The sequence below is a fragment of the Phyllobacterium lublinensis genome, from assembly GCF_020164435.1.
Lineage (GTDB): Bacteria > Pseudomonadota > Alphaproteobacteria > Rhizobiales > Rhizobiaceae > Phyllobacterium > Phyllobacterium lublinensis.
The window spans coordinates 133,445-157,557 of record NZ_JAIUDQ010000006.1 but is presented as its reverse complement, the minus strand read 5'-3'; the positions used below and the strand labels follow the sequence as shown (position 1 = coordinate 157,557).

Annotated in this window: 23 protein-coding genes; 13 read left to right on the top strand and 10 right to left on the bottom strand. The window is 57.6% G+C overall.

The annotated features are described in order from the left end of the window. Positions 1-37: 37 nt before the first annotated feature. The 4 genes from fabF to fabD all read right to left on the bottom strand — a co-directional run bounded on the left by fabF (position 38) and on the right by fabD (position 3,612). Entirely contained in the window at positions 38-1,300 is a 1,263-nt protein-coding gene (gene fabF / locus K9U38_RS10290) for a beta-ketoacyl-ACP synthase II (protein ID WP_224494232.1), read from the bottom strand. Between the two features lie 110 nt (positions 1,301-1,410). Continuing rightward, positions 1,411-1,647, bottom strand: coding sequence for an acyl carrier protein (locus K9U38_RS10285; RefSeq protein WP_091880344.1), 237 nt, complete (start codon positions 1,645-1,647; stop codon positions 1,411-1,413). A gap of 270 nt (positions 1,648-1,917) precedes the next feature. Continuing rightward, on the bottom strand, positions 1,918-2,655 hold the full coding sequence (gene fabG / locus K9U38_RS10280; protein ID WP_224494231.1) for a 3-oxoacyl-[acyl-carrier-protein] reductase: 738 nt from the start codon (positions 2,653-2,655) through the stop codon (positions 1,918-1,920). Positions 2,656-2,667: 12 nt separating this feature from the next. Beyond that, a complete protein-coding gene (fabD, locus tag K9U38_RS10275; RefSeq protein ID WP_224494230.1) occupies positions 2,668-3,612 on the bottom strand; it encodes an ACP S-malonyltransferase in 945 nt (314 codons plus the stop codon). A gap of 713 nt (positions 3,613-4,325) precedes the next feature. On the opposite strand from fabD, the gene rpsF reads away from it, so the two are divergent. From rpsF to K9U38_RS10220, 11 genes are all read left to right on the top strand, one after another. Continuing rightward, complete coding sequence (rpsF, locus tag K9U38_RS10270; protein ID WP_224494229.1) at positions 4,326-4,754, top strand: 30S ribosomal protein S6; 429 nt, start codon at positions 4,326-4,328, stop codon at positions 4,752-4,754. Continuing rightward, complete coding sequence (rpsR, locus tag K9U38_RS10265) at positions 4,754-5,002, top strand: 30S ribosomal protein S18 (protein ID WP_027229803.1); 249 nt, start codon at positions 4,754-4,756, stop codon at positions 5,000-5,002. Before rpsF ends, rpsR begins: the two co-directional genes overlap by 1 nt. 201 nt (positions 5,003-5,203) lie before the next feature. Then, the gene (locus tag K9U38_RS10260; protein WP_224494228.1) at positions 5,204-6,175 is read left to right on the top strand and encodes a DUF2232 domain-containing protein; all 972 of its coding nucleotides are present in this window, start codon (positions 5,204-5,206) and stop codon (positions 6,173-6,175) included. A 27-nt stretch (positions 6,176-6,202) separates the two neighbouring features. Beyond that, a complete protein-coding gene (gene rplI, locus K9U38_RS10255; protein ID WP_224494227.1) occupies positions 6,203-6,772 on the top strand; it encodes a 50S ribosomal protein L9 in 570 nt (189 codons plus the stop codon). A 191-nt stretch (positions 6,773-6,963) separates the two neighbouring features. After that, entirely contained in the window at positions 6,964-8,244 is a 1,281-nt protein-coding gene (locus tag K9U38_RS10250) for a cyclopropane fatty acid synthase (protein WP_224494226.1), read from the top strand. Between the two features lie 380 nt (positions 8,245-8,624). Then, entirely contained in the window at positions 8,625-10,118 is a 1,494-nt protein-coding gene (locus K9U38_RS10245; protein ID WP_224494225.1) for a replicative DNA helicase, read from the top strand. 4 nt (positions 10,119-10,122) lie between these two features. Beyond that, positions 10,123-11,292, top strand: coding sequence for an alanine racemase (alr, locus tag K9U38_RS10240; RefSeq protein WP_224494224.1), 1,170 nt, complete (start codon positions 10,123-10,125; stop codon positions 11,290-11,292). After that, on the top strand, positions 11,292-12,692 hold the full coding sequence (gene radA / locus K9U38_RS10235; RefSeq protein ID WP_224494223.1) for a DNA repair protein RadA: 1,401 nt from the start codon (positions 11,292-11,294) through the stop codon (positions 12,690-12,692). The genes alr and radA overlap by 1 nt, the downstream gene beginning before the upstream one ends. Positions 12,693-12,735: 43 nt before the next feature. Then, the gene (locus K9U38_RS10230; RefSeq protein ID WP_224494222.1) at positions 12,736-13,335 is read left to right on the top strand and encodes a CvpA family protein; all 600 of its coding nucleotides are present in this window, start codon (positions 12,736-12,738) and stop codon (positions 13,333-13,335) included. A gap of 268 nt (positions 13,336-13,603) precedes the next feature. Then, positions 13,604-15,064 (top strand): amidophosphoribosyltransferase, encoded by a 1,461-nt coding sequence (gene purF, locus K9U38_RS10225; protein WP_224494367.1) that lies wholly within the window; start codon positions 13,604-13,606, stop codon positions 15,062-15,064. 9 nt (positions 15,065-15,073) lie between these two features. Then, positions 15,074-15,826 (top strand): SDR family NAD(P)-dependent oxidoreductase, encoded by a 753-nt coding sequence (locus K9U38_RS10220; protein WP_224494221.1) that lies wholly within the window; start codon positions 15,074-15,076, stop codon positions 15,824-15,826. Between the two features lie 78 nt (positions 15,827-15,904). Here the strand turns inward: K9U38_RS10220 and pssA are convergent, their stop codons facing one another. From pssA to K9U38_RS10195, 5 genes are all read right to left on the bottom strand, one after another. Then, the gene (gene pssA, locus K9U38_RS10215) at positions 15,905-16,675 is read right to left on the bottom strand and encodes a CDP-diacylglycerol--serine O-phosphatidyltransferase (RefSeq protein ID WP_224494366.1); all 771 of its coding nucleotides are present in this window, start codon (positions 16,673-16,675) and stop codon (positions 15,905-15,907) included. Between the two features lie 85 nt (positions 16,676-16,760). Next, positions 16,761-17,459 (bottom strand): phosphatidylserine decarboxylase, encoded by a 699-nt coding sequence (locus tag K9U38_RS10210; protein ID WP_224494220.1) that lies wholly within the window; start codon positions 17,457-17,459, stop codon positions 16,761-16,763. 151 nt (positions 17,460-17,610) lie between these two features. Then, the gene (locus K9U38_RS10205) at positions 17,611-19,497 is read right to left on the bottom strand and encodes an ABCB family ABC transporter ATP-binding protein/permease (protein ID WP_370631891.1); all 1,887 of its coding nucleotides are present in this window, start codon (positions 19,495-19,497) and stop codon (positions 17,611-17,613) included. Between the two features lie 2 nt (positions 19,498-19,499). Then, positions 19,500-19,871, bottom strand: coding sequence for an ArsR/SmtB family transcription factor (locus K9U38_RS10200; protein WP_224494219.1), 372 nt, complete (start codon positions 19,869-19,871; stop codon positions 19,500-19,502). 93 nt (positions 19,872-19,964) lie between these two features. Beyond that, a complete protein-coding gene (locus tag K9U38_RS10195) occupies positions 19,965-21,227 on the bottom strand; it encodes a LysM peptidoglycan-binding domain-containing protein (RefSeq protein WP_224494218.1) in 1,263 nt (420 codons plus the stop codon). A 174-nt stretch (positions 21,228-21,401) separates the two neighbouring features. On the opposite strand from K9U38_RS10195, the gene K9U38_RS10190 reads away from it, so the two are divergent. Both K9U38_RS10190 and K9U38_RS10185 read left to right on the top strand, forming a co-directional pair. After that, positions 21,402-22,007: an LOG family protein gene (locus tag K9U38_RS10190; RefSeq protein WP_224494217.1), complete on the top strand. Its 606-nt coding sequence runs from the start codon at positions 21,402-21,404 to the stop codon at positions 22,005-22,007. 18 nt (positions 22,008-22,025) lie between these two features. Beyond that, positions 22,026-23,036, top strand: a complete 1,011-nt coding sequence (locus K9U38_RS10185; protein ID WP_224494216.1) for a CorA family divalent cation transporter — start codon at positions 22,026-22,028, stop codon at positions 23,034-23,036. Between the two features lie 28 nt (positions 23,037-23,064). Here K9U38_RS10185 and rarD read toward each other — a convergent pair whose 3' ends face one another. Next, on the bottom strand, positions 23,065-23,958 hold the full coding sequence (gene rarD, locus K9U38_RS10180; protein ID WP_224494364.1) for an EamA family transporter RarD: 894 nt from the start codon (positions 23,956-23,958) through the stop codon (positions 23,065-23,067). Positions 23,959-24,113 lie beyond the last annotated feature (155 nt).

Here is a 24,113-nt window from a genome sequence, read left to right as displayed (position 1 = left end):
TGGCGAAAGCGCGAAAGCGCTGACGCCAATGCAACAATCACTGTTGATAACGCCGAAGAACCAGCGAGGCATTTGTACCGCCAAATCCAAAGGAATTGGACAGCGCAATATCGATCTTGCGTTCGCGCGGCTTGTGCGGAACCAGATCGATCTTGGTTTCCCTGGACGGCTTATCCAGATTGATCGTTGCTGGCGCGATATTGTCGCGGATCGCCAGAGCACAGAAAACAGCTTCGGTCGAACCGGCTGCACCGAGAAGGTGACCGATCGAAGATTTGGTCGATGACATCGATATTTTGGATGCCGCATCGCCAACGACCCGTTCGACGGCACCGAGTTCGATGGTATCGGCCATCGTCGAGGTGCCGTGCGAATTGATGTAATCGATGTCGTCCGGCGTAATACCGGCACGCTTCAATGCCATTTCCATGCAGCGCTGGGCGCCCTCGCCATCCTCGGAAGGTGCGGTGATGTGGAAAGCGTCACCCGACAGGCCATAGCCGATCACTTCCGCATAAATTCTCGCGCCACGAGCAAGGGCGTGCTCGAGTTCTTCGAGTACGACCACACCGGCGCCCTCGCCCATGACAAAACCGTCCCGGTCGTCGTCATACGGACGGGAAGCCGTCGTGGGGTCATCATTGCGCGATGTGGACAAGGCCTTGCAGGCAGCAAAACCGGCAAGGGAAATACGGCTGACCGGTGATTCCGTCCCGCCAGCAACCATGACGTCGGCATCACCGAAAGCAATCAAACGCGACGCGTCGCCGATGGCATGTGCCCCTGTCGAGCATGCTGTTACAACAGCATGATTGGGGCCGCGAAGCTTGTGCTTGATGGAAACATGGCCCGACGCCAGATTGATCAGACGACCCGGGATGAAGAAGGGAGAGATGCGACGCGGGCCCTTGTCGCGCAGGGTATAACCCGCTTCGACAATGCCTTCGAGACCACCTATTCCCGATCCAATGAGAACACCGGTGCGAATCTGATCCTCGTCGCTCTCCGGCGCCCATTTGGCGTCGGCGAGCGCCTGGTCGGCCGCCGCGACTGCATAGATGATGAAGGGATCAACCTTGCGCTGCTCTTTCGGCTCCATCCAATCATCCGGATTGAATGTTCCATCCGTGCCATCGCCAACCGGAATCCGGCAGGCAATCTTGCAAGGCAGATCGTCGACTTCAAATTCAGTTACCCGCCGGGCACCGCTCTGGCCGGCAAGGAGCCGCGACCAGCTGGCTTCAACGCCGGATGCGAGAGGAGACACCAGCCCAAGGCCGGTTATGACAACACGCCTCATGGCCGATCCTTCAATGTCATACGCAACATGATTGTTTCCGGCCCCATGCATGAACGAGCAAGGCACAACACCTTATATCACGATCCATGCGATGGCGAGCCGAACGAAAATCAGGCAGATGCTTTGTCGATAAACTTGACGGCATCGCCGACTGTCAGAATGGTCTCAGCAGCATCGTCCGGGATTTCAACGCCGAACTCTTCTTCGAAAGCCATCACGAGCTCGACAGTATCGAGGCTGTCTGCGCCCAGATCGTCGATGAAGCTCGCACCATCGGTGACTTTCTCGGCATCGACGCCCAGATGCTCAATAACGATTTTCTTGACGCGTTCTGCAGTATCACTCATGTGGAAACCTCAACCTGTTTGTTTTTCCTATGCCTTGGTTAGCGGCACGGATGACTCTAATCAAGCAATAAGATGGTTGTTTCACCCTGTTCAGCAGCTAAAACAGCCATTCCTTGCGGTTCTTTCCTTGCGGAATTGAAAGGGCATCAAATCGGTTTGATTGCCCAGACTGGTGCGCGACTTATCACGCTTTATTCATGGCCTCAATCTCATAAATGTGATTGGGGCGGATACCCACCGATACCTTCGGCCTGAAACGCGCAGGCCGGGTCAGATCATGGCCATGCCACCATTGACATGAATTGTCTGGCCCGTGACATAGGCCGCCTCACTGCTAGCCAGATAAATAACCGACGAAGCGACTTCCGCTCCCGTGCCCATGCGGCGCATAGGAATGGCGGCCATGATGGCTTCCTTCTGCTTGTCATTGAGCTTGTCGGTCATGGCCGATTCGATAAATCCAGGCGCCACGCAGTTGACCGTGACGTTGCGGCTGGCGATCTCCTGCGCCAGCGATTTGGAAAAGCCGATCAGGCCAGCCTTCGAGGCCACATAATTTGTCTGTCCAGGATTCCCGGTTACACCCACCACCGAAGTGACATTGATGATACGGCCATAGCGCCGGCGCATCATTGGGTGGGTGAGTTCGCGGGTAAGCCGGAAAACTGCGGTCAGATTGACCTCCAGCACACTGTCCCAATCCGCATCACTCATGCGGACAAAGAGGCCGTCCTTGGTAATGCCGGCATTGTTCACGAGGATCTCAACGCCCTCGAGATCAGCCTCTGCCTTCTCGCCCAACGCCTTGACCTCATCCCTATTGGAAAGGTTGGCCGGAAAAATCTTCACGCGGTCGCCGAGTTCGGTTGCAAGGGCCTCGAGCTTTTCGACGCGCGTGCCATGCAGACCAACAATGGCGCCCTGCGCGTGCAGCGCTCTGGCAATGGCCTCGCCAATACCACCTGTCGCACCGGTGACAAGAGCCTTGCGGCCTGTGAGATCAAACATTACGCGTTCCTTTCAAGCGTTCAGGGCAGCCAGAGCCGCGTCGATATCCTCCGGAGTGCCAATTGCGACACCGGAAATGTCCTTGTTAATACGGCGTGCGAGGCCAGTCAGTACCTTGCCGGCCCCGATTTCATAAAGCGTGGTCACCCCGTTCTCGCCAAACCACTGTACCGTCTCGCGCCAGCGCACCTGCCCCGTCACCTGCTCGACCAGCAGAGCCGCGATTTCATCCGCGGATTTGACCGGGGCCGCACGCACATTGGCAATGAGCGGAACGACGGGATCGTTTTTTGTGACCTGAGCAAGGGCCTCGCGCATGGCCTCTGCGGCAGGCTCCATCAATGCAGAATGGAATGGAGCGGAGACAGGCAACATCAGAGCACGCTTGGCACCCTTGGCCGATGCAAGCGCGGCGGCCGCCTCGACCGCATCTTTCGAACCGGAAATGACCAGCTGACCACCGCCATTATCATTGGCGATCTGGACAGGTCCCTGCTCTGACGCTTCGGCGCAGATGGCTTCAACATCCTCGTGCTCTAGGCCGATGATGGCTGCCATCGCTCCCTTGCCGGCAGGGACTGCCTTCTGCATGGCATTACCGCGAATACGCAGCAGCCGCGCCGTATCGGAAAGCGAGAACGTTCCTGCCGCGCACAGGGCCGAGTATTCGCCAAGCGAATGGCCTGCGACGTAGGAGACCTTGTCCTTTAACCAAATACCCTTGGCTTCCAGAACACGGATCACGGCAATGGACACCGCCATCAGCGCGGGCTGGGCGTTGGCCGTGAGGGTCAAGGTTTCCTCCGGCCCCTCCCAGATGATCGAAGATAGCTTTTCACCAAGTGCATCGTCCACTTCGTCAAAGACCGCCCTGGCCTCGGCGAAGTTTTCGGCCAATGCCTTGCCCATGCCAACGGCCTGACTTCCCTGGCCTGGAAATGTGAATGCAATGGACATCGGGGCTCCCTTCGATCGTTGCTTATATATATGCCAATCTGCCGCGCGGTGTGCCTACAGCCAAGCGCGAAGTCAAGCTTTGATGCAAGCTCGATGTTAGGCTAAGTGATAGATTGACGGTTGCCCAAGACTTCCTCTTGATGATCCAGGCCTGTGGGTTTGGATATTCGATTGGTAGACGTTTTGAGCAGACGCGCCGGAATCCCAAGGATTATTGGCGCATACAAGATATTCAGGCGTTGTGTAGAGAATTCGATATTACTTGCGAGAGGTCCCGGGCCGGAAGCTCACACTACACAATCGCCCATACATCGCAGTGCGAGATTCCAACCATCCCTTTTAAGAGACCCATCAAAACCTGTATATGATGCCATTGAGGCCTGGATAGAGACAGCCAGCGAGCTCGGACGGGATATCGCTACTCCATCGAAGAAACTCATCTTTGCCTGAATTGCCACCATCCAATAAAATGCCGCGGCCAGCTTGCTTCTTTTAGAGTTTGCCCGTATAAGCCGCCCGTTCATTGCTCGGCGTCAGCTGGGGGCTGAACGGAGGGCCGGATGTAAGTCCGTCGAAGCGTAATGCTTCAGCCTCCCGTGTCTCCGCTCTCGATCGTCTCCATCAGCGTCCTTTCTTCCCCGGTCATCCGGCAGAGAGATTCGCAGAGGTTTACCGTTGATACCGGGCAATATTATCGAAGAAAGGCAAAGACAATGGCTCTTTATGAACATGTGTTCCTTGCCCGACAGGACATTTCGCAGCAGCAGGTTGATGCGCTTGTAGAACAGTACAAGGGCATCATCGAAGCTAATGGCGGATCAGTCGGGCGCATCGAAAGCTGGGGACTTCGTGCCCTCACCTATCGTATCAACAAGAACCGCAAGGCGTATTACTCGCTAATCAACATCACTGCTCCAGCAGCAGCTGTTGCCGAGCTAGAGCGCCAGCAGCGCATCAATGAAGACGTCCTGCGTTTCATGACGATCCGCGTTGATGAGCACGAGGAAGGCCAGTCGGCCATGCTCGCACGCCGTGACGATCGCCGTGACCGTGACGACAACAAGTTCGGCGGCCGCGACGACGACCGTCCGCGCCGTCCACGCCGTCCGCGTGACAATGAAGCCGGTGAAGGAGCAGAATAATGGTTGATATCAATCAGATCCCGACCCGTCGTCCTTTCCATCGCCGTCGCAAGACCTGCCCGTTCTCGGGTGCCAATGCGCCGAAGATCGACTACAAGGACATCAAGCTCCTGTCGCGCTACATTTCCGAACGCGGCAAGATCGTTCCTTCCCGTATCACGGCCGTCAGCCAGAAGAAGCAGCGCGAACTCGCCCAGGCGATCAAGCGTGCCCGTTTCCTCGGCCTGCTGCCTTACGTCGTAAAGTAAGACATCCGAAGGCGGCTGAGTCATCTCCGCCGCCTTCACTTCACCATCCGCGATGGGCGTGGGCCTGGTGAACTCTAATAACGCAATTCATCATGGAAAACCGCTAGGCGCTTTTCCTCGAATTGTTTCGAGAAACCCAAGTTGAGGCATTGGTTCAGGAACCACCTCTAACTGCTTCGGTAAGCAGGACAGCGAGCGTAGATGAAACCGACTGCAAAAGACATTGGCGTTGGAGTGTTGGCGGGCCTTGCGGCCGCGCTGCTATCGGTTGGCGTTATCACGCAATCGACCCTTGCCATGGCTCTCCTGCTTTTCTCGCCGCTGCCAATCTTTGTGGCTGCTCTGGGATGGGGTACAGCCGCGGGTTTCATTGCTGCACTGTCGATGGCCGTCGCCGTTTCGGTCCTGGCCGCGCCAACCGCCGCACTCATCGTCGTGCTGATCACCGCCATTCCCGCCGCCGCGGCCGCTTATTTTACCGGCCTCGCCCGCCCCGCTGATGAGATCGGTGGCCCCAAGAACGTTTACGTCTGGTACCCGCTTGCCGACACGCTGCTGCGGCTCGCGCTGATCGTTGGGGCCAGCTTCATTGTTATCGGCATGCTGGTCGGCTATGGCGACGATCTCGCCGCCGAGCTTGCCAAATCGCTCGGTCAGCAGCTTGCCGCCAATAACCCCGAGCTTACCGCGAATGCCGATGTCGCCCAGAACATGGCGGCCTTCGTCGTGCGTGTCCTGCCGGCCCTGCAGCCTGCAGTATGGGTGATGATCATCCTTGCCAATCTCTACATGGCGCTGCGTCTGACCGCCGCCTCGGGCCGGTTGCGCCGCCCGAAAGACGACTGGCCGCGTGCTTTGCGCATGCCGAGACCGGCACTTATCATTTTTGCCGTCGCCTGCGCCGCCTGCTTCTTGCCTGGCGGGATCGGCTACGCCGCGACAGCCATTGCCGGCGCACTTGGCGCAGGCTTCATGATGGCGGGCTTTGCCATGATGCATGCAAGGACACGGGGTGCGCCCTGGCGTCCGGTGGCGCTCTGGCTAGCCTACCTCGCCGTCATGCTTTTTGCTTTTGCGCTTTTTCTCTTCCTTCTGGCCGGCTTGTTCGACACATCGCGCAACGCACCGGTCTCGAAGGCTGCGAATTCAACTCCACCCAGCAATGACAATTGAATATCAAGACAGACAAGGAAAACGAAAATGGAAGTCATTCTTCTCGAACGTATCAGCCGCCTCGGCCAGATGGGCGAAACAGTCAAGGTAAAGGACGGCTTTGCCCGCAACTTCCTCTTGCCGCAAGGCAAGGCCCTTCGTGCAAACGAAGCCAACAAGAAGAAGTTCGAAGGCCAGCGCGCCCAGCTTGAAGCCCGCAACCTCGAGCGCAAGTCCGAAGCACAGGCTATCGCCGAGAAGCTCGACGGAAAGAGCTTCGTCGCCGTCCGTTCCGCAGGTGAAACCGGCCAGCTCTACGGTTCAGTTTCGACCCGCGACATCGCCGACCTCATCACTGCCGAAGGTTTCTCGATCAACCGCAACCAGGTTGAACTGAACACGCCCATCAAGACGATCGGCCTGCACAGCATCGTTCTGGCGCTTCATCCGGAAGTTGAAGCTACGGTAACGATCAACATCGCCCGTACGGCCGATGAAGCAGAGCGTCAGGTAAAGGGTGAAGACCTCACCTCCGCCCAGGCAATCTATGGCATTGAAGAAACTCCACTTTCGGATGAGTTCTTTGATGAAGACGAAGAGGGCGAAGAAAACGCCTGATTTATTTCGATAGATCATTGAAATAAATGATCTCATCAATATTTTGCGACACCCGGTAGCGATACCGGGTGTTTTTTTGCTTTTCAGGAACAAAAAATCGATTAGATTTGTTTGGTCCTCCCCATGCCCGACCTGGACTCTTCCCGAGTCCTTTTATGGCCGAGCTCTGTCATCAATGATGGAGATTGTTCATGAATGCCATTCTAAAGGCTACACTTTCGCGACTGATACATACCGGCACACTGATCATCACGGACTCGTCCGGCAAAACGCGAACCTTCGGTGATGGAACCGGAGTTGCTATCCACTTCCGCATCAACAGCGCCGCCGCCGAAAGAAAGATCGCCTTCGATCCATCGCTGCATTTCGCCGAAGCCTATATGAATGGCGATCTCGACGTACTGGACGGCGATATCTATGACGTTCTGAAGATTATCTTTGAAAACACTGGCGCAACGGTCGCCAGGGAGCCGTGGATGCTGGCGGTGGAAGGTATCCGCCGCGCAACCCGACGCCTGCACCAGATGAATACGTTGACGCGGGCCTCGAGCAACGTGCAACGCCACTACGACCTTTCGGAAGACCTCTACCGGCTGTTTCTCGACACGGACATGCAATATTCCTGCGCCTATTTCGAACGGCCTGACGCAACGCTCGAAGAGGCGCAACTGGCGAAGAAGCGCCACATCGCGGCGAAACTGCTCGTTGAAAAAGGACACAGGACGCTTGATATCGGCAGCGGCTGGGGTGGCCTCGGGCTTTATCTCGCCAAACATCTCGAGGCTGATGTTACGGGTGTGACCTTGTCGCAGGAGCAGCATGGGATCGCCAACAAACGCGCCTTCGAGGAACGACTGTCCGCGCAAGCCCGCTTTGACCTGCGCGACTACAGAACCATCGAGGAAAGCTTTGACCGGATCGTATCCGTCGGCATGTTCGAGCATGTCGGCATCGGACATTTCCCCGAATATTTCCAGCATACGGCACGGCTCTTGAAGAAGGATGGTGTTTTCCTGCTGCACACGATCGGGCGCTCGGACGGGCCGTCCTATACCAATGCCTTCATCCAGAAATACATCTTCCCAGGCGGTTATATTCCTGCATTGTCCGAGGTCATCCCACATATCGAGAAGGCGGGCCTCGTCATCACCGATGTCGAGATCCTTCGGCTGCATTATGCTGAAACGCTGCGAATCTGGCGGGACCGCTTCATGGCCAACCGCGAAAAGGCCAAGGCGATCTATGACGAACGCTTCTGCCGGATGTGGGAATTCTACCTTGCCGCCTCGGAAGCGGCATTCCGCTGGCAAAATCTTGTTGTGTTCCAGATTCAGCTGGCTCACCGCCAGGAAGCTGTCCCCTTGACGCGGAATTATATCGAGAAGGAAGAAAAGCGTCTGAAGCGGCTCGAATGCGAACGCAGTTCCGCCAATAGCCAGGTCCAGAACAAGGAATCAGCAGCCGGGCGGTAACGACATAGTTCAACGGCACACTCTCTCCGTCATCGTCGTCTTCGGGTTAAACCCGAGCACTCATGCCTGGACCGCGCAAATTCGAAATCGCCTACCGGTTGGCCGAAGGACGCGATTTTGTTAACAGCATCACTCTCTCGCTATGGGTCCTCGGGTCAAGCCCGAGGATGACGGATAGGTAGGAGCTGGGCGCTGGCAGAAGAGTTGGGTGCTCGAACATGAACTGACACAAGTCAAGCACATAAACATTTATCTTCAGAGGCTGTTAATAACGGGAATCATGGTACCGTTTCCCTTGGATATCAGGTGACGGTGGCAAGCCGCTTTACACCTCGTTCTTGTCCGACTACCCCGATACGGCACAGGGATTGAGAATCAAAATGGCTGAAGCAACGGTACGCAAGATCAACGAGGCGCGGGACGCATTTTACCGCGAGGCCCCGAATAACATCGAGGCAGAACAGGCGTTGCTTGGCGCGATCCTCGTCAACAACGACGCCTTCTACCGCGTATCGGACTTCCTGAAGTCGACCCATTTCTACGAGCCGCTGCACCGGAAGATCTTCGACGTGTCGTCAGACATGATCCGCATGGGCAAGATGGCCAATCCCGTCACTTTGAAGACATTCCTGCCGGCCGAGGAAAAGGTCGGCGAGATGACCGTGATGCAATATCTTGCACGTCTCGCTGCGGAGGCGGTGACTGTCATCAATGCGGAGGATTATGGCCGGGCAATCTACGATCTTGCCACGCGGCGCGCGCTGATCACGATTGGCGAGGACATGGTCAACATTGCCTATGATGCACCGGTCGACGTCGCGCCGCAGGGCCAGATCGAGGATGCCGAGCGAAGGCTATTCGAACTCGCCGAGACCGGCCGCTATGATGGCGGATTCCAGACGTTCACCGATGCGGTCAAGACGGCTGTCGACATGGCCAATGCCGCCTTCATGCGTGACGGTCACCTTTCCGGCATTTCCACCGGCATTCGCGCACTCGATGCCCGCATGGGTGGTCTGCAACCCTCGGACTTGATCGTCCTCGCGGGACGCCCGGGCATGGGCAAAACGTCACTCGCCACGAATATTGCGTTCAACATTGCCGCGGCCTACGAGCCTGAGCAATTGGCGGATGGCACGTTCAAAGCCAAGAATGGCGGCGTCGTCGGCTTCTTCTCCCTCGAAATGTCGTCCGAGCAGCTGGCAACCCGTATCATCTCCGAGCAATCGGAAATCAGCTCCTCGAAGATCCGCCGCGGCGAGATCAGCGAAGCGGATTTCGAGAAGCTGGTGGCCTGCTCGCAGCATATGCAGAAGGTACCGCTCTACATCGATCAGACAGGTGGCATATCGATTGCGCAGCTCGCGGCCCGCGCACGGCGGCTGAAGCGGCAGCGCGGGCTCGATGTTCTTGTGATCGACTACATCCAGCTGATGCAGGGCTCATCCAAGCGCGCGTCTGAAAACCGCGTGCAGGAAATCACGGAGATCACCACGGGTCTGAAGGCTCTCGGCAAGGAACTGAATACGCCGATCATCGCCCTGTCCCAGCTCTCCCGCCAGGTGGAAAGCCGCGAAGACAAGCATCCGCAGCTCTCCGACCTGCGTGAATCCGGTTCGATCGAGCAGGACGCCGACGTTGTGCTTTTCGTTTATCGTGATGAGTATTACATCAAGAACAAGGAGCCAAAGGCAGGTACTGAGGAACATTTCAAATGGCAGGCCGATCTGAGCGAAGCCACTGGCAAGGCCGAGGTCATCGTGGCCAAGCAGCGTCATGGTCCGACGGGCACGGTGCGGCTGGCGTTCCAGGCGGAGTACACGCGCTTTACCGACCTTGCCGAAGATTCGCATCTGCCAGAACGGTTCGAGTGATCACTTGACTGCCAAGAAACCTCACATCACCTACGCCGGCGTCGATCCAACCCTTGCGGGCGGGCGGCTCACGATCGACCTCGATGCCCTTGCCGCGAACTGGCGACTTCTCGCTGAGAAGTCGGAGCCGGCAAGTATGGGTGCGGTGGTCAAGGCGGACGCCTATGGTCTTGGCATCGTGCATGTCGTACCGGCATTGTGGCAGGCGGGATGCCGAACGTTCTTCGCTGCGCTGCCCGAAGAGGGCTTGCGGGTGAAAGCCGTGGCGCCCGATGCCCGGGTGTTTATCCTCAATGGTTTCTTTCCAGAGGCTTTCCCGGCCTATGAACAATCCGATCTGATCCCGGTTTTAGGCTCGACCCATCAACTCAGGCTTTGGAATCAATTGAACGACGGGCGCGGCGACAAGCTGCCTTTTGCGATGATCGTCGACACGGGCATGAACAGGCTGGGCCTCAACGTCGATGAAGCGCTTGCCTTTGCTGCAGACGAACGGGCCGACAAACCAATCCTTTTGATCACGCATCTCGCAACGGCCGATGACCGGGCTCATGCGTTGAACCAGCAGCAATTCGAATCTTTTCAAGAGCTTCACGCCGCTTTTGCAGGAATTGAATCAAGCATAGCCAATTCTCCTGGCATCTTTCACCCTGCAGGCAGCCAATTCGATCTCAATCGCCCGGGCATTGCGATTTATGGCGGGGAACCGCTTTCGGACACGCCCAATCCCATGCGCCCGGTCGTGACTCTGGAGGCACGTATCGTCCAGATCCAAACTGGTTTGAGGGGTGAAACGGTGGGCTACGGTGCAACGACGACCCTTCCCCGCGATACGCGCATTGCCATTTGTTCCGTCGGCTATGCGGACGGATATCTCCGATCTGCATCCGGCAGCGGCGTCCCATTGCGCAATGCTGTCCCCCGCGGAGGCGAAGGATTCGTGGCCGGCAAGAAAGTACCGGTCATCGGCCGGGTTACCATGGACCTTACCTCGTTCGACATCACCGACCTAGCTGAAGATGCAGTGGGGCCGGGCGACTACATCGAGCTCTTCGGAGAGAACATTGCGCTCGACGACGCAGCCCGCTCGGCTGGGACCATAGGTTATGAATTGCTGACAAGTCTCGGAAACCGGTATCACCGTCGCTACCTCCATTCCGGAACCAGCAACTGATGGCCAAATCGAGAATTCAGTTCATTTGCCAGAATTGCGGGGCCGTTCATGCGCGCTGGGCGGGCAAATGCGACGAGTGCGGCGAGTGGAATACGCTGGTCGAAGAAGGAACATCCGGTGGCATCGGCAGCGGACCCGGCAAACTCTCGAGCCGGAAAGGCCGAGCGGTCGCCCTGACCACCCTTTCTGGCGAAATCGAGGACGCGCCGCGTATCCAGTCCGGAATCAGCGAGCTCGATCGTGTCACCGGCGGTGGCTTCGTGCGCGGTTCGGCGATCCTTGTCGGCGGCGATCCCGGCATTGGCAAGTCCACCTTGCTTACCCAGGCGGCAGCCGCACTGGCGCGCAAGGGTAATCGGGTTGTCTACGTTTCCGGTGAAGAAGCAGTGGCCCAAATCCGGTTGCGCGCCCAGCGCCTGAACGCGGCCGACACGGATGTACTGCTGGCCGCGGAGACCAATGTCGAGGACATTCTGGCGACCATATCTGACGCCAAACGGCCGGACCTGATCATTATTGATTCGATCCAGACGCTTTGGACTGACGCCGCCGATTCGGCACCAGGCACGGTGACCCAGGTGCGGGCGGGTGCACAGGCCATGATCCGCTATGCGAAGCAGACGGGTGCAGCGGTGGTGCTCGTCGGCCATGTGACGAAGGAAGGCCAGATAGCAGGCCCCCGTGTCGTTGAGCACATGGTCGATGCGGTGCTCTACTTCGAGGGTGAAGGCGGTCATCACTACCGGATTTTGCGAACGGTGAAGAACCGCTTTGGGCCGACAGACGAGATCGGTGTGTTCGAAATGTCCGATCGGGGCCTGCGCGAAGTCGCCAATCCGTCCGAACTTTTTCTCGGCGAGCGCAACGAAAAGTCGCCTGGAGCTGCAGTTTTCGCCGGCATGGAGGGCACGCGGCCAATTCTCGTCGAAATCCAGGCACTTGTGGCCCCCTCAACCCTTGGCACGCCTCGCCGCGCCGTCGTCGGTTGGGACGGCAACCGGCTGTCGATGATTCTCGCGGTACTTGAAGCGCATTGTGGTGTCCGCTTCGGACAGCACGATGTCTACCTGAACGTGGCGGGCGGGTATCGCATCGCCGAGCCGGCAGCCGACCTGGCCGTTGCATCTGCACTGGTTTCCTCCATTGCCGGTATTGCCCTTCCGGCAGATTGCGTCTATTTCGGCGAAGTCAGCTTATCTGGTGCGGTACGTCCCGTGGCCCATGCCGTGCAGAGGCTGAAAGAAGCGGACAAGCTTGGGTTCAAGCAGGCCGTACTTCCGAAGGGAAGCAACGACGTGCCCAAGAACGGTAATGCTCGTCTGACCCAGACGGCTTCGCTGCCGGACCTAGTGGCCCGGATCGCGGCGTCGGGACCCGGGAAGAGACAACGCGAAGACTGACCAAGTGCAGCCCATTGGTCAGAAATATTGGGGATGAAAATAAATGCCGATTACGTTGCTTGACGGAATTCTACTGGGCATCACCCTCGTGTCTGCGGTCCTTGCCATGGTGCGGGGCTTTTCGCGCGAAGTGCTTTCGGTTGTCTCCTGGGCTGCAGCGGCCGCCGCGGCCTATCTCTTTTACAAGCCCGTCGTGCCCTTTCTTACGCCATACATCAACAATGAGACCATTGTGCAGATTGCGGCTGCCGGGCTTGTCTTCGTCGTTACGCTGATTGTTGTTTCGATCATCACCATGAAAATCGCCGATTTTATCATCGACAGCCGTATCGGAGCGCTGGACCGGACGCTTGGCTTCCTCTTTGGTGCAGCCCGCGGTGTACTTCTGGTTGTCGTCGCCATGCTGTTCTTCAACTGGCTTGTCACGGACAACCAGCCCGCCTGGATCGCCCAGGCGAAGTCCAAGCCGATGATTGATTCGCTGGGGGCGAAGCTGATCGGCCTGTTGCCGGAAGATCCGGAATCGACCATCCTGAACAGACTGAAACCTGGTACGACGACGGCTCCGGATGCAGCGCCAGATGGAACCGCGGCGCCTGAGCCCAAGGAGGATATTCCTCCGGAAGGTACGACAAACCAGTAATCGAGCGTATGAAGGACATACCTGCGTCAATATTGGCACTTATCGGGTCTTGGCGTTTATTTGGTAATGCACCATATAGGGCATCGAATGACAGTATGAGCGCTTTCGGCTGGAGGCATCCGGCGGATTGTCTGGTCAACGGGCAAACTGAACTGGTTCATGCTGTTAGTCGATGCTCTCGTATGGCATAATGCAAGCTAGACACAATTGAATCTGCGGCGAAAGGCTGGCGGTAATGACCGACATTTCTCGTGATGATAACCAATTGATGTCCCTCGATGATGACACACTGCATGAAGAGTGCGGTGTGTTTGGCATTTTGGGGCATCCCGACGCTGCAACGCTGACAGCGCTCGGGCTACATGCCCTGCAGCATCGCGGGCAGGAAGCGGCCGGTATCGTGTCTTATGACGGACGGCAGTTCTGCTCGGAACGCCGCATGGGCCTGGTTGGTGATCATTATACCAATCCGGCCACCCTCGCCCAGTTGCCCGGTGACCGCGCCATCGGACACGTACGCTATTCAACAACTGGCGATACGGTCCTGCGCAATGTGCAACCCCTTCTCGCCGAACTTGAGGTCGGCGGTATCGCCATTGCCCATAATGGCAATTTTACCAATGGCTTGACCCTGCGCCGCCAACTCATTGCCGACGGCGCAATCTGCCAATCGAATTCCGACACGGAAGTCGTCCTGCATCTCATTGCGCGCTCACGGCACGCCTCTTCCAGCGACCGCTTCATTGACGCGATCCGCCAGATGGAAGGCGGATATGCCATGCTCGCGCTTACCCGCACGAAACTCATTGCTGCGCGCGATCCTATCGGCATTCGCCCGCTGGTCATGGGCGACCTGGACGGCAAGCCGATTTTTGCATCGGAAACCTGTGCGCTCGACATCATCGGCGCCAAATTCGTACGTGATGTTGAGAATGGCGAGGTCGTGGTCTGCGAGATCCAGCCGGATGGCTCGATCAGCATCGAGACTTACAAGCCACAGAAGCCGAAGCAGGAACGACTTTGCCTCTTCGAATATGTCTATTTCGCCCGGCCGGACTCCGTTGTCGGCGGCCGCAACGTCTACACCGCGCGCAAGAACATGGGCATCAACCTTGCCAAGGAAGCTCCGCTTGAAGCCGATGTCGTCGTTCCCGTACCGGATGGCGGCACACCCGCAGCCATAGGCTTTGCGCAGGCGAGCGGCATACCTTTCGAACTCGGCATCATCCGCAACCATTATGTCGGACGTACCTTTATCGAACCTACCCAGTCCATCCGGGCATTCGGCGTCAAGCTTAAACATTCCGCCAACCGGGCTGTCATTGAAGGCAAGCGTGTCGTGCTCGTCGATGACTCCATCGTGCGCGGAACGACGTCGGTAAAGATCGTGCAGATGATCCGCGATGCGGGTGCACGCGAGGTCCATATCCGCGTCGCCAGCCCGATGATCTTCCATCCGGATTTCTACGGGATCGACACACCGGACGCTGACAAACTGCTGGCCAACCAATATGCCGACCTTGCCGCCATGTGCGACTATATCGGTGCCGATTCATTGGCATTCCTGTCAATTGACGGCTTGTACAAGGCGGTCAGCGGAGCGCCGCGCGATCCACGAGCGCCCTTGTTCACCGATCATTATTTCACTGGCGACTATCCGACACGGCTTCTCGACAAGGACGGCCCCGGCAACGTCCACAAACTATCGCTTCTCGCAAATAACGGTTGAGCTGAATTCATGATTTCTGACGGCAGTTTTCGGCTGGACGGCAAGCTTGCGCTTGTCACTGGCGCATCCCGCGGCATTGGCTATTCCCTTTCCAAAGACCTTGCAGCCCGGGGTGCGCATGTAATTGCCGTTGCCCGCACGGTAGGCGGGCTAGAAGAACTTGACGACGAGATCAAGGCAGCCGGTGGTAAGGCAACGCTGGTGCCGCTGGACCTGACTGACATGCCAGCCATCGACCGCCTCGGCGGTTCTATCCACGAGCGTTGGGGCAAGCTCGACATCATGGTGGCAAACGCCGGCGTTCTCGGCACGATCTCGCCGATTGGCCACGTCGAGGCGAAGGTCTTTGACAAGCTGATGGCGATCAATGTTTCGAGCGTATGGCGCCTTATCCGCACCACCGATCCACTGTTGAAGCTTTCTGATGCCGGGCGTGCCATCCTGCTGTCGTCGGGCGTTGCGCACACGGCACGTGCTTATTGGGGGCCCTACGCGGCATCCAAGGCGGCCGTCGAAATCATGGCTCGCTCATGGGCCGAGGAAACGCGCCAGACAAAACTGCGCGTCAATTCCGTCAACCCCGGCGCAACCCGCACCGCCATGCGCGCACAGGCCATGCCGGGCGAAGACCCGGAAACCTTGCCGACGCCCGCAGCTGTGGCTGCCAAGATAGCGCTGCTTTGCGATCCCGCGCTTGATGCGACAGGCAAGCTCTACGACGTGCGCTCCGGCAAGTTGTTAAGCTATAACGATCCGAGCTAACCCCTGACGTTCGTCCGCATCGCAAACGGAGTGAAAAGCTCCGTTGGCAACGAAGGTACGCGCTCCGTGTCGTTTGACTCAGGCAACGGCCTCTGGGCTATCCTTTTCAGCATTCGCAAGCGCTGCAGCGGCATCCGCCGCTTCGAAGCGTTTCCATGCCCTGGCGCTGAAAGGCAGCGTGATGAAGAAGGCAATCGTCGTCAGCGTGAGCGTCTCCCACGTATAGCTCATCAAGAAGGCGACGTAGACGACAATGAACAGAAATGTCGGCATCACCCAATCTGAACGCAGCTTCGTACCAGCCGCCTTGCCGCTGTAAACCGGCAGGCGGCTGATCATCAGGATCGCGACGCCTACGGTATAGGCGGCCGCAGTAAAAGCCAGCGTGCGAGTCGGCGCGAGGCCGAGGAAGCCGAGATAGACGGGCAACATGACCAGCATGGCGCCGGCCGGTGCCGGAACTCCGGTAAAGAAGTTGTTCTGCCACAGGGGCTTATCCAACACATCCAGCATCACGTTGAAGCGTGCGAGGCGAAGGCAGCAGGCAATGCAGTACAGCAAGGCCGCGATCCAGCCGAAGGAACGTGCCTGGTCGAGCATATAGGCGTAGAGGACAAGCGCGGGGGCGACGCCAAAATTGACAATGTCGGCGAGCGAATCCATCTGTGCGCCAAATTTTGTCGAGCCCTTCATCATGCGGGCGATGCGCCCATCAATTCCGTCGAGAAAGGCCGCCAGAAGGACCATGGAGACCGCCAGCTCAAAGCGGTTCTCGAAGGCAAGTCGTATGCCAGTCAGTCCGGCGCATATGGCCAGAACCGTGATCACATTGGGTGCAAGATAGCGCATGGGAATACGCGAGCCAGTCAGCGCCCTCACCTGCGGCTTTTCATCGAATAGTGGGTCAGCGTCGTGCTCGCTCATTTTGACTGCCTCAGCTGATGCGGACGAGAGGAGCGCTTGCGGCGCCCCCGAATTCCGCGATCACGGATTCGCCGCCGACGGCAATCTGGCCGATCGCGACGCGCGGGGTAAACCCTTCCGGCAAGTAGACATCTACGCGCGAGCCAAAACGGATCAGCCCGAAGCGTTCGCCGATCGCGATTGCATTGTGTTCGTCCGCCCAGCATACGATACGGCGCGCCACAAGCCCGGCAATCTGCACCACCGCCACTTCGCCATTGGGACTATCGATCAACAGGCTGTTACGTTCATTTTCCGCGCTGGCCTTGTCGAGTTCCGCATTGAGGAACTTGCCTGGCTTGTGGACGATGGTCGAAATGCGTCCACGCACCGGCGCCCGGTTGATGTGGCATGAAAAGACATTCATGAACACCGAGATGCGAGTCATTTCCTTCTCGCCAAGACCAAGTTCGCGTGGCGGCACAGCGGGACCGACTGCCGAGACGATACCGTCGGCCGGGCTGATGACCAGCTTGTCATCCGTCGGCGTCACCCGCTGCGGATCCCGGTAGAAATAGATGCACCAGGCTGTCAGGATGAGCCCAATCCAGAACAGTGGCTCCCAGAAATACCCGATGATGATTGTCGCGCCCGCAAAAGCAGCGATGAATGGATAGCCTTCCCGATGAATGGGCACCAGCGTGTTACGGATGGAATCGACAAGGCTCATTCGTTTATTCCTGATTGTGCCGGAATCTCAGCAGGGGACATCCCGTGAACGGCAACTACTCCAAAGGATTAGGAGCGTTACTTATCGGAGATCAATGAATTGGGCAAACCCTTCGCACTAACCGATCCATTTGATCTTCAGCTTTTTCGGATTACGCGGGCAACGCAGGCTTGCCGCGAACGACGACCCCAAGGTCGTCTTCCTCCTGTACCCGACGCAGCCGCTCTTCGGCCTCCGTAGCCTCGCGCTGGCGATTCCACATGGAAGCATATAGTCCATGCATGGCCAGCAGCTTCAGATGCGTGCCACGCTCGGCGATCACGCCGTCCTTCAGCACGATGATCTCGTCCGCCCCGATGATCGTCGAAAGCCGGTGTGCAATCACCAACGTTGTACGGTTGCGACTGACCAGATCGAGAGAGGACTGGATTTCATGCTCTGTCGCGCTATCGAGCGCCGATGTCGCTTCATCCAGAACCAGAATTGGCGGGGCCTTCAGAATGGTCCTGGCAATTGCCACCCGCTGTTTTTCGCCGCCTGAAAGTTTCAGGCCACGCTCGCCAACCATGGCATCATAGCCTTCGGGCAGGCTCTCGATGAATGGCCCGATCTGTGCCAGTTCCGCGGCACTGCGCACTTCCTCGTCGGTCGCACTGATGCGACCGTAGCTGACGTTGTAGGCAATGGTATCGTTGAAGAGGACCGTATCCTGCGGCACGATACCAATCGCCGAGCGCAGGCTTTCCTGCGTCACATCGCGAATATCGTGACCGTCAATACTGATGGATCCCTGCTGAATGTCATAAAAGCGAAACAGCAGTCGTGACAGTGTAGACTTGCCCGCGCCTGAAGGGCCGACAATGGCCACGGTCTTGCCGGCAGGCACATTGAAACTGACCCCTTTCAATATCGGACGCTTGGGGTCATAGGCGAAGTATACATTGTCGAAACGAACGGAGCCGCGATCGATCTCCAGAGGCTTTGCGTCCGGCTTGTCCATCACTTCCTGTTCGACGTCGAGCAGGTCGAACATCTGCTCGATGTCTGTCAAGCCCTGACGCACTTCACGATAGATGAAGCCGATGAAGTTGAGCGGTATTGAAAGCTGCATCAGCATGGCGTTGATGAAGACAAAGTCACCGATCGTCTGGGTTCCCGCCAGCACCTCCCTGCCCGACATGATCATCATGACGGCCATACCGATGCCGAAGATCACTGCCTGACCGAAGTTCAGCCAACCGAGCGACGTCCAGATACGGGTTGCCGAAATTTCGTAACGCGCCATGGCCGTGTCGAAGCGCTTGGCTTCCATCGCCTCATTGCCGAAATATTTGACAGTCTCAAAGTTCAGTAGGGAATCGATGGCCTTGGAATTGGCATCGGTATCGGAGGCATTCATGTCTTTACGAATTCCGATGCGCCAATCGCTGGCCCGTACGGTGAACCAGGTATAGAGCCACACCGTCGCAACCACCACGGCGAGGTAAGACAGGCCGTAGGTGACCGCAAATATGATGGCAGTCAGCAGGAATTCGATGATCGTCGGCGCCGTGTTCAGAATTGTGAACCGCACAATCGTTTCGATGCCCTTGGTGCCACGTTCGATAATACGGGAGAGCCCGCCGGTGCGGCGCTCGACATGGAAGCGCAGCGACAGGTCATGCATGTGCACGAATGTCCTGTAGGCCAGTTTCCGCACGGCATATTGGCCGACACTGGCAAAGAGCGCATCGCGCAATTGATTGAGACCCGCCTGAACAATGCGGGCGACATTGTATGCAGCCACGAGCATCAGCGGCCCGATCAGCAGAACAGGCACGAGTTCTGAAGTTTCGAGCTTGCCGTTCAGCGCATCCGTTGCCCATTTGAAGAAATAGGGAACCAGCATCAGCACGACCTTGGAGACCAGCAGATACGCGGTCGCCCACACGACACGCATTTTCAGGTCCGGTCGTTCGTCGGGCCACATATACGGCCAAAGGTTGCGAATTGTCTGGAGTGTCTTTCCAGATTCGGCGGACACGGTTTTGTTGGCCACGATCAATCCTTGTATACAATTTCAGGCTGGGGCGGCGCCACTTGCCCGATCATTGTGTCTGGCGGACAGCAAAGGTTGGCCATGTCGCTTACCAAAGAGGCGACTTGGGCGAATGCCTCCGGTTGAATGCTGTAACGGGAGCTCTGGCCTGCTGGCCGATAACGTACCAGACCGGCATCCACCAGAATCTTGAGGTGTTGTGATACGGTCGATTGTGCGAGGTCGAGCTGTGCGACGATATCCTTGCAGCAGGACGCATCCAGGCAGGCAAGCTGGCGAACAATGCGTAGCCGGGTCGGATGGGCCAGCGCGGCAAGCACCCGCGCTGTGTCAGTGTCGGCCTCAGGACCTTCAAATCGATTGCTGCAGTTCATCGTTCATCGCCGATAAACGATACAAGTTGCCAATGCAAGCAGAAACGGTCGGCTGCCCTTGAGCCGAAGCGCCGCCTTCGATCTGTGTTTCTATTACTGGACCGGTTTGTCCTGCTCAGGCAATGCAAATACCTGACCGGGGAAAATCATGTCCGGATTGCGGATCTGTTCCTTGTTGGCCAGATAGATCGTCGTGTAGCGCATGCCCTCGCCATAGGTACGGCGTGAGATTCGCCAGAGATTATCACCCCGACGGATGATCACCGATCCCTCGACATTCTTCAAAGGCGCTTCGACATCCCCGGCCTGGGCGACTTGCGCGTCCGGCTGCGGAACAGCACCTGTCGGAGTCTGCGAGCCATCGACGGCGGGCGCCGGAGCGACAGACGCCACCGCCGAAACGCGATCGCCGGCCTCACGCTTGAAAGGAACCGCCGCCCGGGCGGCGACGGTCGTGCCATCCTTGCCGATCATGTCAGCACGCACGATGTAGTCTCCGACGGCCAGCTCGCGGGTTGTCTGTATCAGGAAGCGGCCGTTTGGCGATGTCTTCGTGACGCCAACCAGATCGTCATTGGCATAGACCTTGACGGTGGAACCGGCCTCCGCCGTCCCGGCAATGAACAACTTGTTGCCCTCGATCTCGACTGCCTCAACGGCTATCAGTGCCTTTTCCTCGACTGCAGCCGCTGGCTTGTCACCCTTGGGAGCGGCCGCCGTCACCGTTTCAGCTGGCGGAGTCTCGACGGCCTGAGGTTTGGTGATCATCCGGCTTGGCTGGCCCGACTGCTCCACGAGCGCCAATACCTGCCCGGTCTTTGACTCCGGAATTGAGACAATTGCCGTCTCAAGCGATGTCAGCGCTGTTCCGTCCGGAAGTGTCGAGCGCAGGACAAGTTGATAGTCCCCGGGCTTCAATGGGTCATCCAACACGATGACGAAGTCGCCACTCTCTGACGATTTCGTTGTGCCAATTACGTTGGAGCGGGCAAGAAGATCGACGGTGGCGTTCTTGCCGGCCTTGCCGGCGATGACAATCGACCCCGATGGCTCGACTCGCAAGATATCAAAGGTCGGTGCAACCGGCTTGACCTCGGCCACCTCGCCTTGGGGCGCAGCGGCCGGCGCGGTAGGTTGGGCAGCCTGGGGAGCAGGCGCGTTCGTGTCTGGCGCGGGCGACGGCCGTGCGTCAGGTGCCTTTGGCTGCGGAGCGGATTCCGTCTGTGCCGTGCCGCTGACCGGAGCAACCGGTTTGTCCAACGCCGGCTTGCCTGGCAGGTATCCCATGTAAGCAGCCGCAACCCCCACCGCCACGACTGAACCAAACCCCAAGAATGCAAATTTATTGTTGATCATTATTCCCCGATCCTATTGTTCTTTTTGCTCTAGCGCCTTTTGTACCAAGCTACAAGAAAACCCTTTAAATTCAGCCCTATTCTTTAGAGTTACTCACCAGAAACCGTACATCGGCATTTTATCGCCTTTGTATCGGGCTTGACGTTTTGCCATGCACAAGGCACCACTCGTCGAATGAGCAAGATTCGATCCATTTGTGTCTATTGCGGCTCCTCGACCGGCCGCGATCCGATTTACAAACAAAGCGGCAAGCTGCTCGGCAAGTCGATCGCTGAGCACGGGCTTGAGCTTGTCTACGGCGGCGGCACCAAAGGCATCATGGGCGCGGTAGCAGACGGTGTCATGTCTGCTGGCGGCAAGGTCACCGGGATCATCCCGAAATTCCTGATGAACAAGGAAGCCACCGAACACGCGCTTGGCCAGCTCTCGGAACTGATTGTTACCGAAGACATGCACGAGCGCAAGCACAAGATGTTCGAGCGGTCTGACGCTTTCGTAACCCTGCCCGGTGGTATTGGAACGGTCGAAGAGATCGTCGAGATCATGACCTGGGCGCAGCTCGGCCGTCACCGGAAACCCATGGTGTTCGCCAATATCAATGGCTTCTGGAACCCCATGCTCGCGCTCATAGACCACATGAAGGCAGAGGGCTTCGTTCATACGTCACATTTGGTCAATCCGCTTGTGGTAGAAGCGCCCGAAGATATCGTGCCTGCCGTATTGAACGCCGCCTCAAGGGGCGACCGGGAAGGAAACGAAGCCATCATCGAGCGAATGTAGGACTCAAGAAGGGATCTAATGGCGGACAACTTAACCCCCGATCCCACTTCCCTCATTCCAAAGCTTCACGATGATGATTTCGTCATAACCCACGGTTTTGACCCGGAAGGTGTATTACTGCGGAAGGCGTCTTTCCCGAGCGAAGCTGCCTGGATCTGGAAAAGCTACGCCCTTGCCGATGCCAGGGCGCGCCGCGCAATCCAATCCGACGCGGATCTGCCGGAATTGGTCAGGGAGGCGTTTCTTTCCACTGGAGACCAATACCAGATCAGCTACGCGGATGGATGGCTGTTCGGAGAGTTGCCCGATCTGCAACATGAACACTACGGCGATCCGCGCGAATTGGGTTATCTGCGGTTTGCCTTCAACGGCAAGGTATTCATCAGTGGACGCCGCCATCCTCTCCAATCGGTCGATGATGTAAGACAGTCCATCGGCCGCGGCAGGATCAAGCCGGCAGCGCCAATTGCACTGTTCAATGCCATTTTCCGCCGCTTTCTCGAATTGTTGAAAGCTGAAATCGCCAAGCTCGCTGAGACGCTCGATTCCATCGAAGATCATATCGTCGGCGAAAACTGGCAGGGAGAGCGCGAACGGCTCGTGCCAGTCAGGCGCCAGATCGTGGTCTTTCACCGATACCTGACCGCTGCGACGAGCCTGTTCCGGCATATCGACCATGCGGACCGGCGCGCCCTTCCCGAAGATCTGGATGATCTGATCGAAGGATTGTCACGGCGTGCCGAAACATTGCACGCGGAAGGCGACCAGCTTCAGCAACGCGCCAGACTGCTCCAGGACGAACTGATGGCCAAACTGACGGATCAGTCCAACCGGTTTCTGTATGTACTTTCGGTCATGACGGCCGTTCTCTTGCCAAGCACGGTTATCAGCGGGCTGTTTGGCATGAATACGGGTGGCCTGCCCCTTGCGAGCAGCGACCAAGGATTCTGGATCGTTGCCCTTGTCGCGCTGGCGATCTCGGCGATGGTATTCCTGATCGTTCGAAAGATCGGCGGCTCGAGAAGCTAGAGCCTTCAGGCCCAGATGGTTTGAGCCTTCACGCAGGCACTGTGCGGGCCTTGCGGGCTTCTCTCAACATCGACCAGGTGTAGATGACCAGTGCCGACCAGATCAACGCGAACGCGATAAACTGGATATGCGAAAATGGCTCGCCGAAAATGAAGATCGCGCTCAGGAACACAATCGTGGGTGCGATATACTGCATCAGACCAATTGTTGTATAGCGCAACAGCTTCGCACCGAACGCGTATAGGATGAGTGGCACTGCCGTGGCTGGACCGGCAAACAACAACAGGGCAATGTCATGGGTATTGCCGTTGAAGAAATGGCTGGTTCCTTGTGACACCGTCCAGATGATGTAGCCTATCGAGGGTACCGAGAGAAGCAGAACCTCCAGCATGAAGCCCTGCGTCGGTCCAATCGGCAGTGTCTTGCGGAAAAAACCGTAGAAGCCAAAGCTGAAGGCGAGGACCAGTGAAACCCAAGGCAGTCCGCCAGATGACACGGTCAACAGGATCACCGCACACGCGGCAAGCGCTACGGCAAGAAGCTGCGGCTTCGTCAGCCGTTCCGACAAAAAGATGGCGCCAAGGACAACATTCACCAGAGGATTGATGTAATAACCGAGCGCCGTATCGATGGCATGGCCGCTGCCAATGGCCCAGACATAGGTGCCCCAGTTCAGGGTGATAAGTGAGGCCGTCAGCATGGCCATGACAAGCATGCGAGGCGTTGTCAGCGCGACTTTCAGATCGCCGACGAGGCCAAGCCACCAAAGCAGTGCGCCGGCTATCGGCACGGACCAGACGATGCGGTGCGCCACCACTTCAAGTGCGGGCATGTGCGCAACCGTCTTCAAATAGAACGGCAGAACGCCCCAAAGCAAATAGGCCGACAGCGCGAAGATAAACCCTCGCTTGCCATCAGACATGCGAACCGTTGATTCGGTCGTCACGGGACATACGGTTGCTGCACCGGGATGGTTGATTTGCTCGGTCATGACGCGAAGTCCTATGCTTCGCAGCATGCGGCGTCCATTGAATTCCACTGATCAATCGATCAAGACGGTTGATGTTTTTTGCGTCA

Bases quoted from the DNA above. Each gene is read 5' to 3' on its own strand.
- fabD (WP_224494230.1), bottom strand. From the start codon at position 3,612: ATGTCCATTGCATTCACATTTCCAGGCCAGGGAAGTCAGGCCGTTGGC.
- pssA (WP_224494366.1), bottom strand. From the start codon at position 16,675: ATGCGCTATCTTGCACCCAATGTGATCACGGTTCTGGCCATATGCGCC.
- rplI (WP_224494227.1), top strand. From the start codon at position 6,203: ATGGAAGTCATTCTTCTCGAACGTATCAGCCGCCTCGGCCAGATGGGC.
- K9U38_RS10230 (WP_224494222.1), top strand. From the start codon at position 12,736: ATGCCGATTACGTTGCTTGACGGAATTCTACTGGGCATCACCCTCGTG.
- radA (WP_224494223.1), top strand. From the start codon at position 11,292: ATGGCCAAATCGAGAATTCAGTTCATTTGCCAGAATTGCGGGGCCGTT.
- rpsF (WP_224494229.1), top strand. From the start codon at position 4,326: ATGGCTCTTTATGAACATGTGTTCCTTGCCCGACAGGACATTTCGCAG.
- K9U38_RS10185 (WP_224494216.1), top strand. From the start codon at position 22,026: ATGGCGGACAACTTAACCCCCGATCCCACTTCCCTCATTCCAAAGCTT.
- rarD (WP_224494364.1), bottom strand. From the start codon at position 23,958: ATGTCTGATGGCAAGCGAGGGTTTATCTTCGCGCTGTCGGCCTATTTG.
- K9U38_RS10195 (WP_224494218.1), bottom strand. From the start codon at position 21,227: ATGATCAACAATAAATTTGCATTCTTGGGGTTTGGTTCAGTCGTGGCG.
- K9U38_RS10260 (WP_224494228.1), top strand. From the start codon at position 5,204: ATGAAACCGACTGCAAAAGACATTGGCGTTGGAGTGTTGGCGGGCCTT.
- rpsR (WP_027229803.1), top strand. From the start codon at position 4,754: ATGGTTGATATCAATCAGATCCCGACCCGTCGTCCTTTCCATCGCCGT.
- K9U38_RS10200 (WP_224494219.1), bottom strand. From the start codon at position 19,871: ATGAACTGCAGCAATCGATTTGAAGGTCCTGAGGCCGACACTGACACA.
- K9U38_RS10285 (WP_091880344.1), bottom strand. From the start codon at position 1,647: ATGAGTGATACTGCAGAACGCGTCAAGAAAATCGTTATTGAGCATCTG.
- purF (WP_224494367.1), top strand. From the start codon at position 13,604: ATGTCCCTCGATGATGACACACTGCATGAAGAGTGCGGTGTGTTTGGC.
- K9U38_RS10210 (WP_224494220.1), bottom strand. From the start codon at position 17,459: ATGAGCCTTGTCGATTCCATCCGTAACACGCTGGTGCCCATTCATCGG.
- K9U38_RS10220 (WP_224494221.1), top strand. From the start codon at position 15,074: ATGATTTCTGACGGCAGTTTTCGGCTGGACGGCAAGCTTGCGCTTGTC.
- fabF (WP_224494232.1), bottom strand. From the start codon at position 1,300: ATGAGGCGTGTTGTCATAACCGGCCTTGGGCTGGTGTCTCCTCTCGCA.
- K9U38_RS10190 (WP_224494217.1), top strand. From the start codon at position 21,402: ATGAGCAAGATTCGATCCATTTGTGTCTATTGCGGCTCCTCGACCGGC.
- K9U38_RS10250 (WP_224494226.1), top strand. From the start codon at position 6,964: ATGAATGCCATTCTAAAGGCTACACTTTCGCGACTGATACATACCGGC.
- K9U38_RS10245 (WP_224494225.1), top strand. From the start codon at position 8,625: ATGGCTGAAGCAACGGTACGCAAGATCAACGAGGCGCGGGACGCATTT.
- fabG (WP_224494231.1), bottom strand. From the start codon at position 2,655: ATGTTTGATCTCACAGGCCGCAAGGCTCTTGTCACCGGTGCGACAGGT.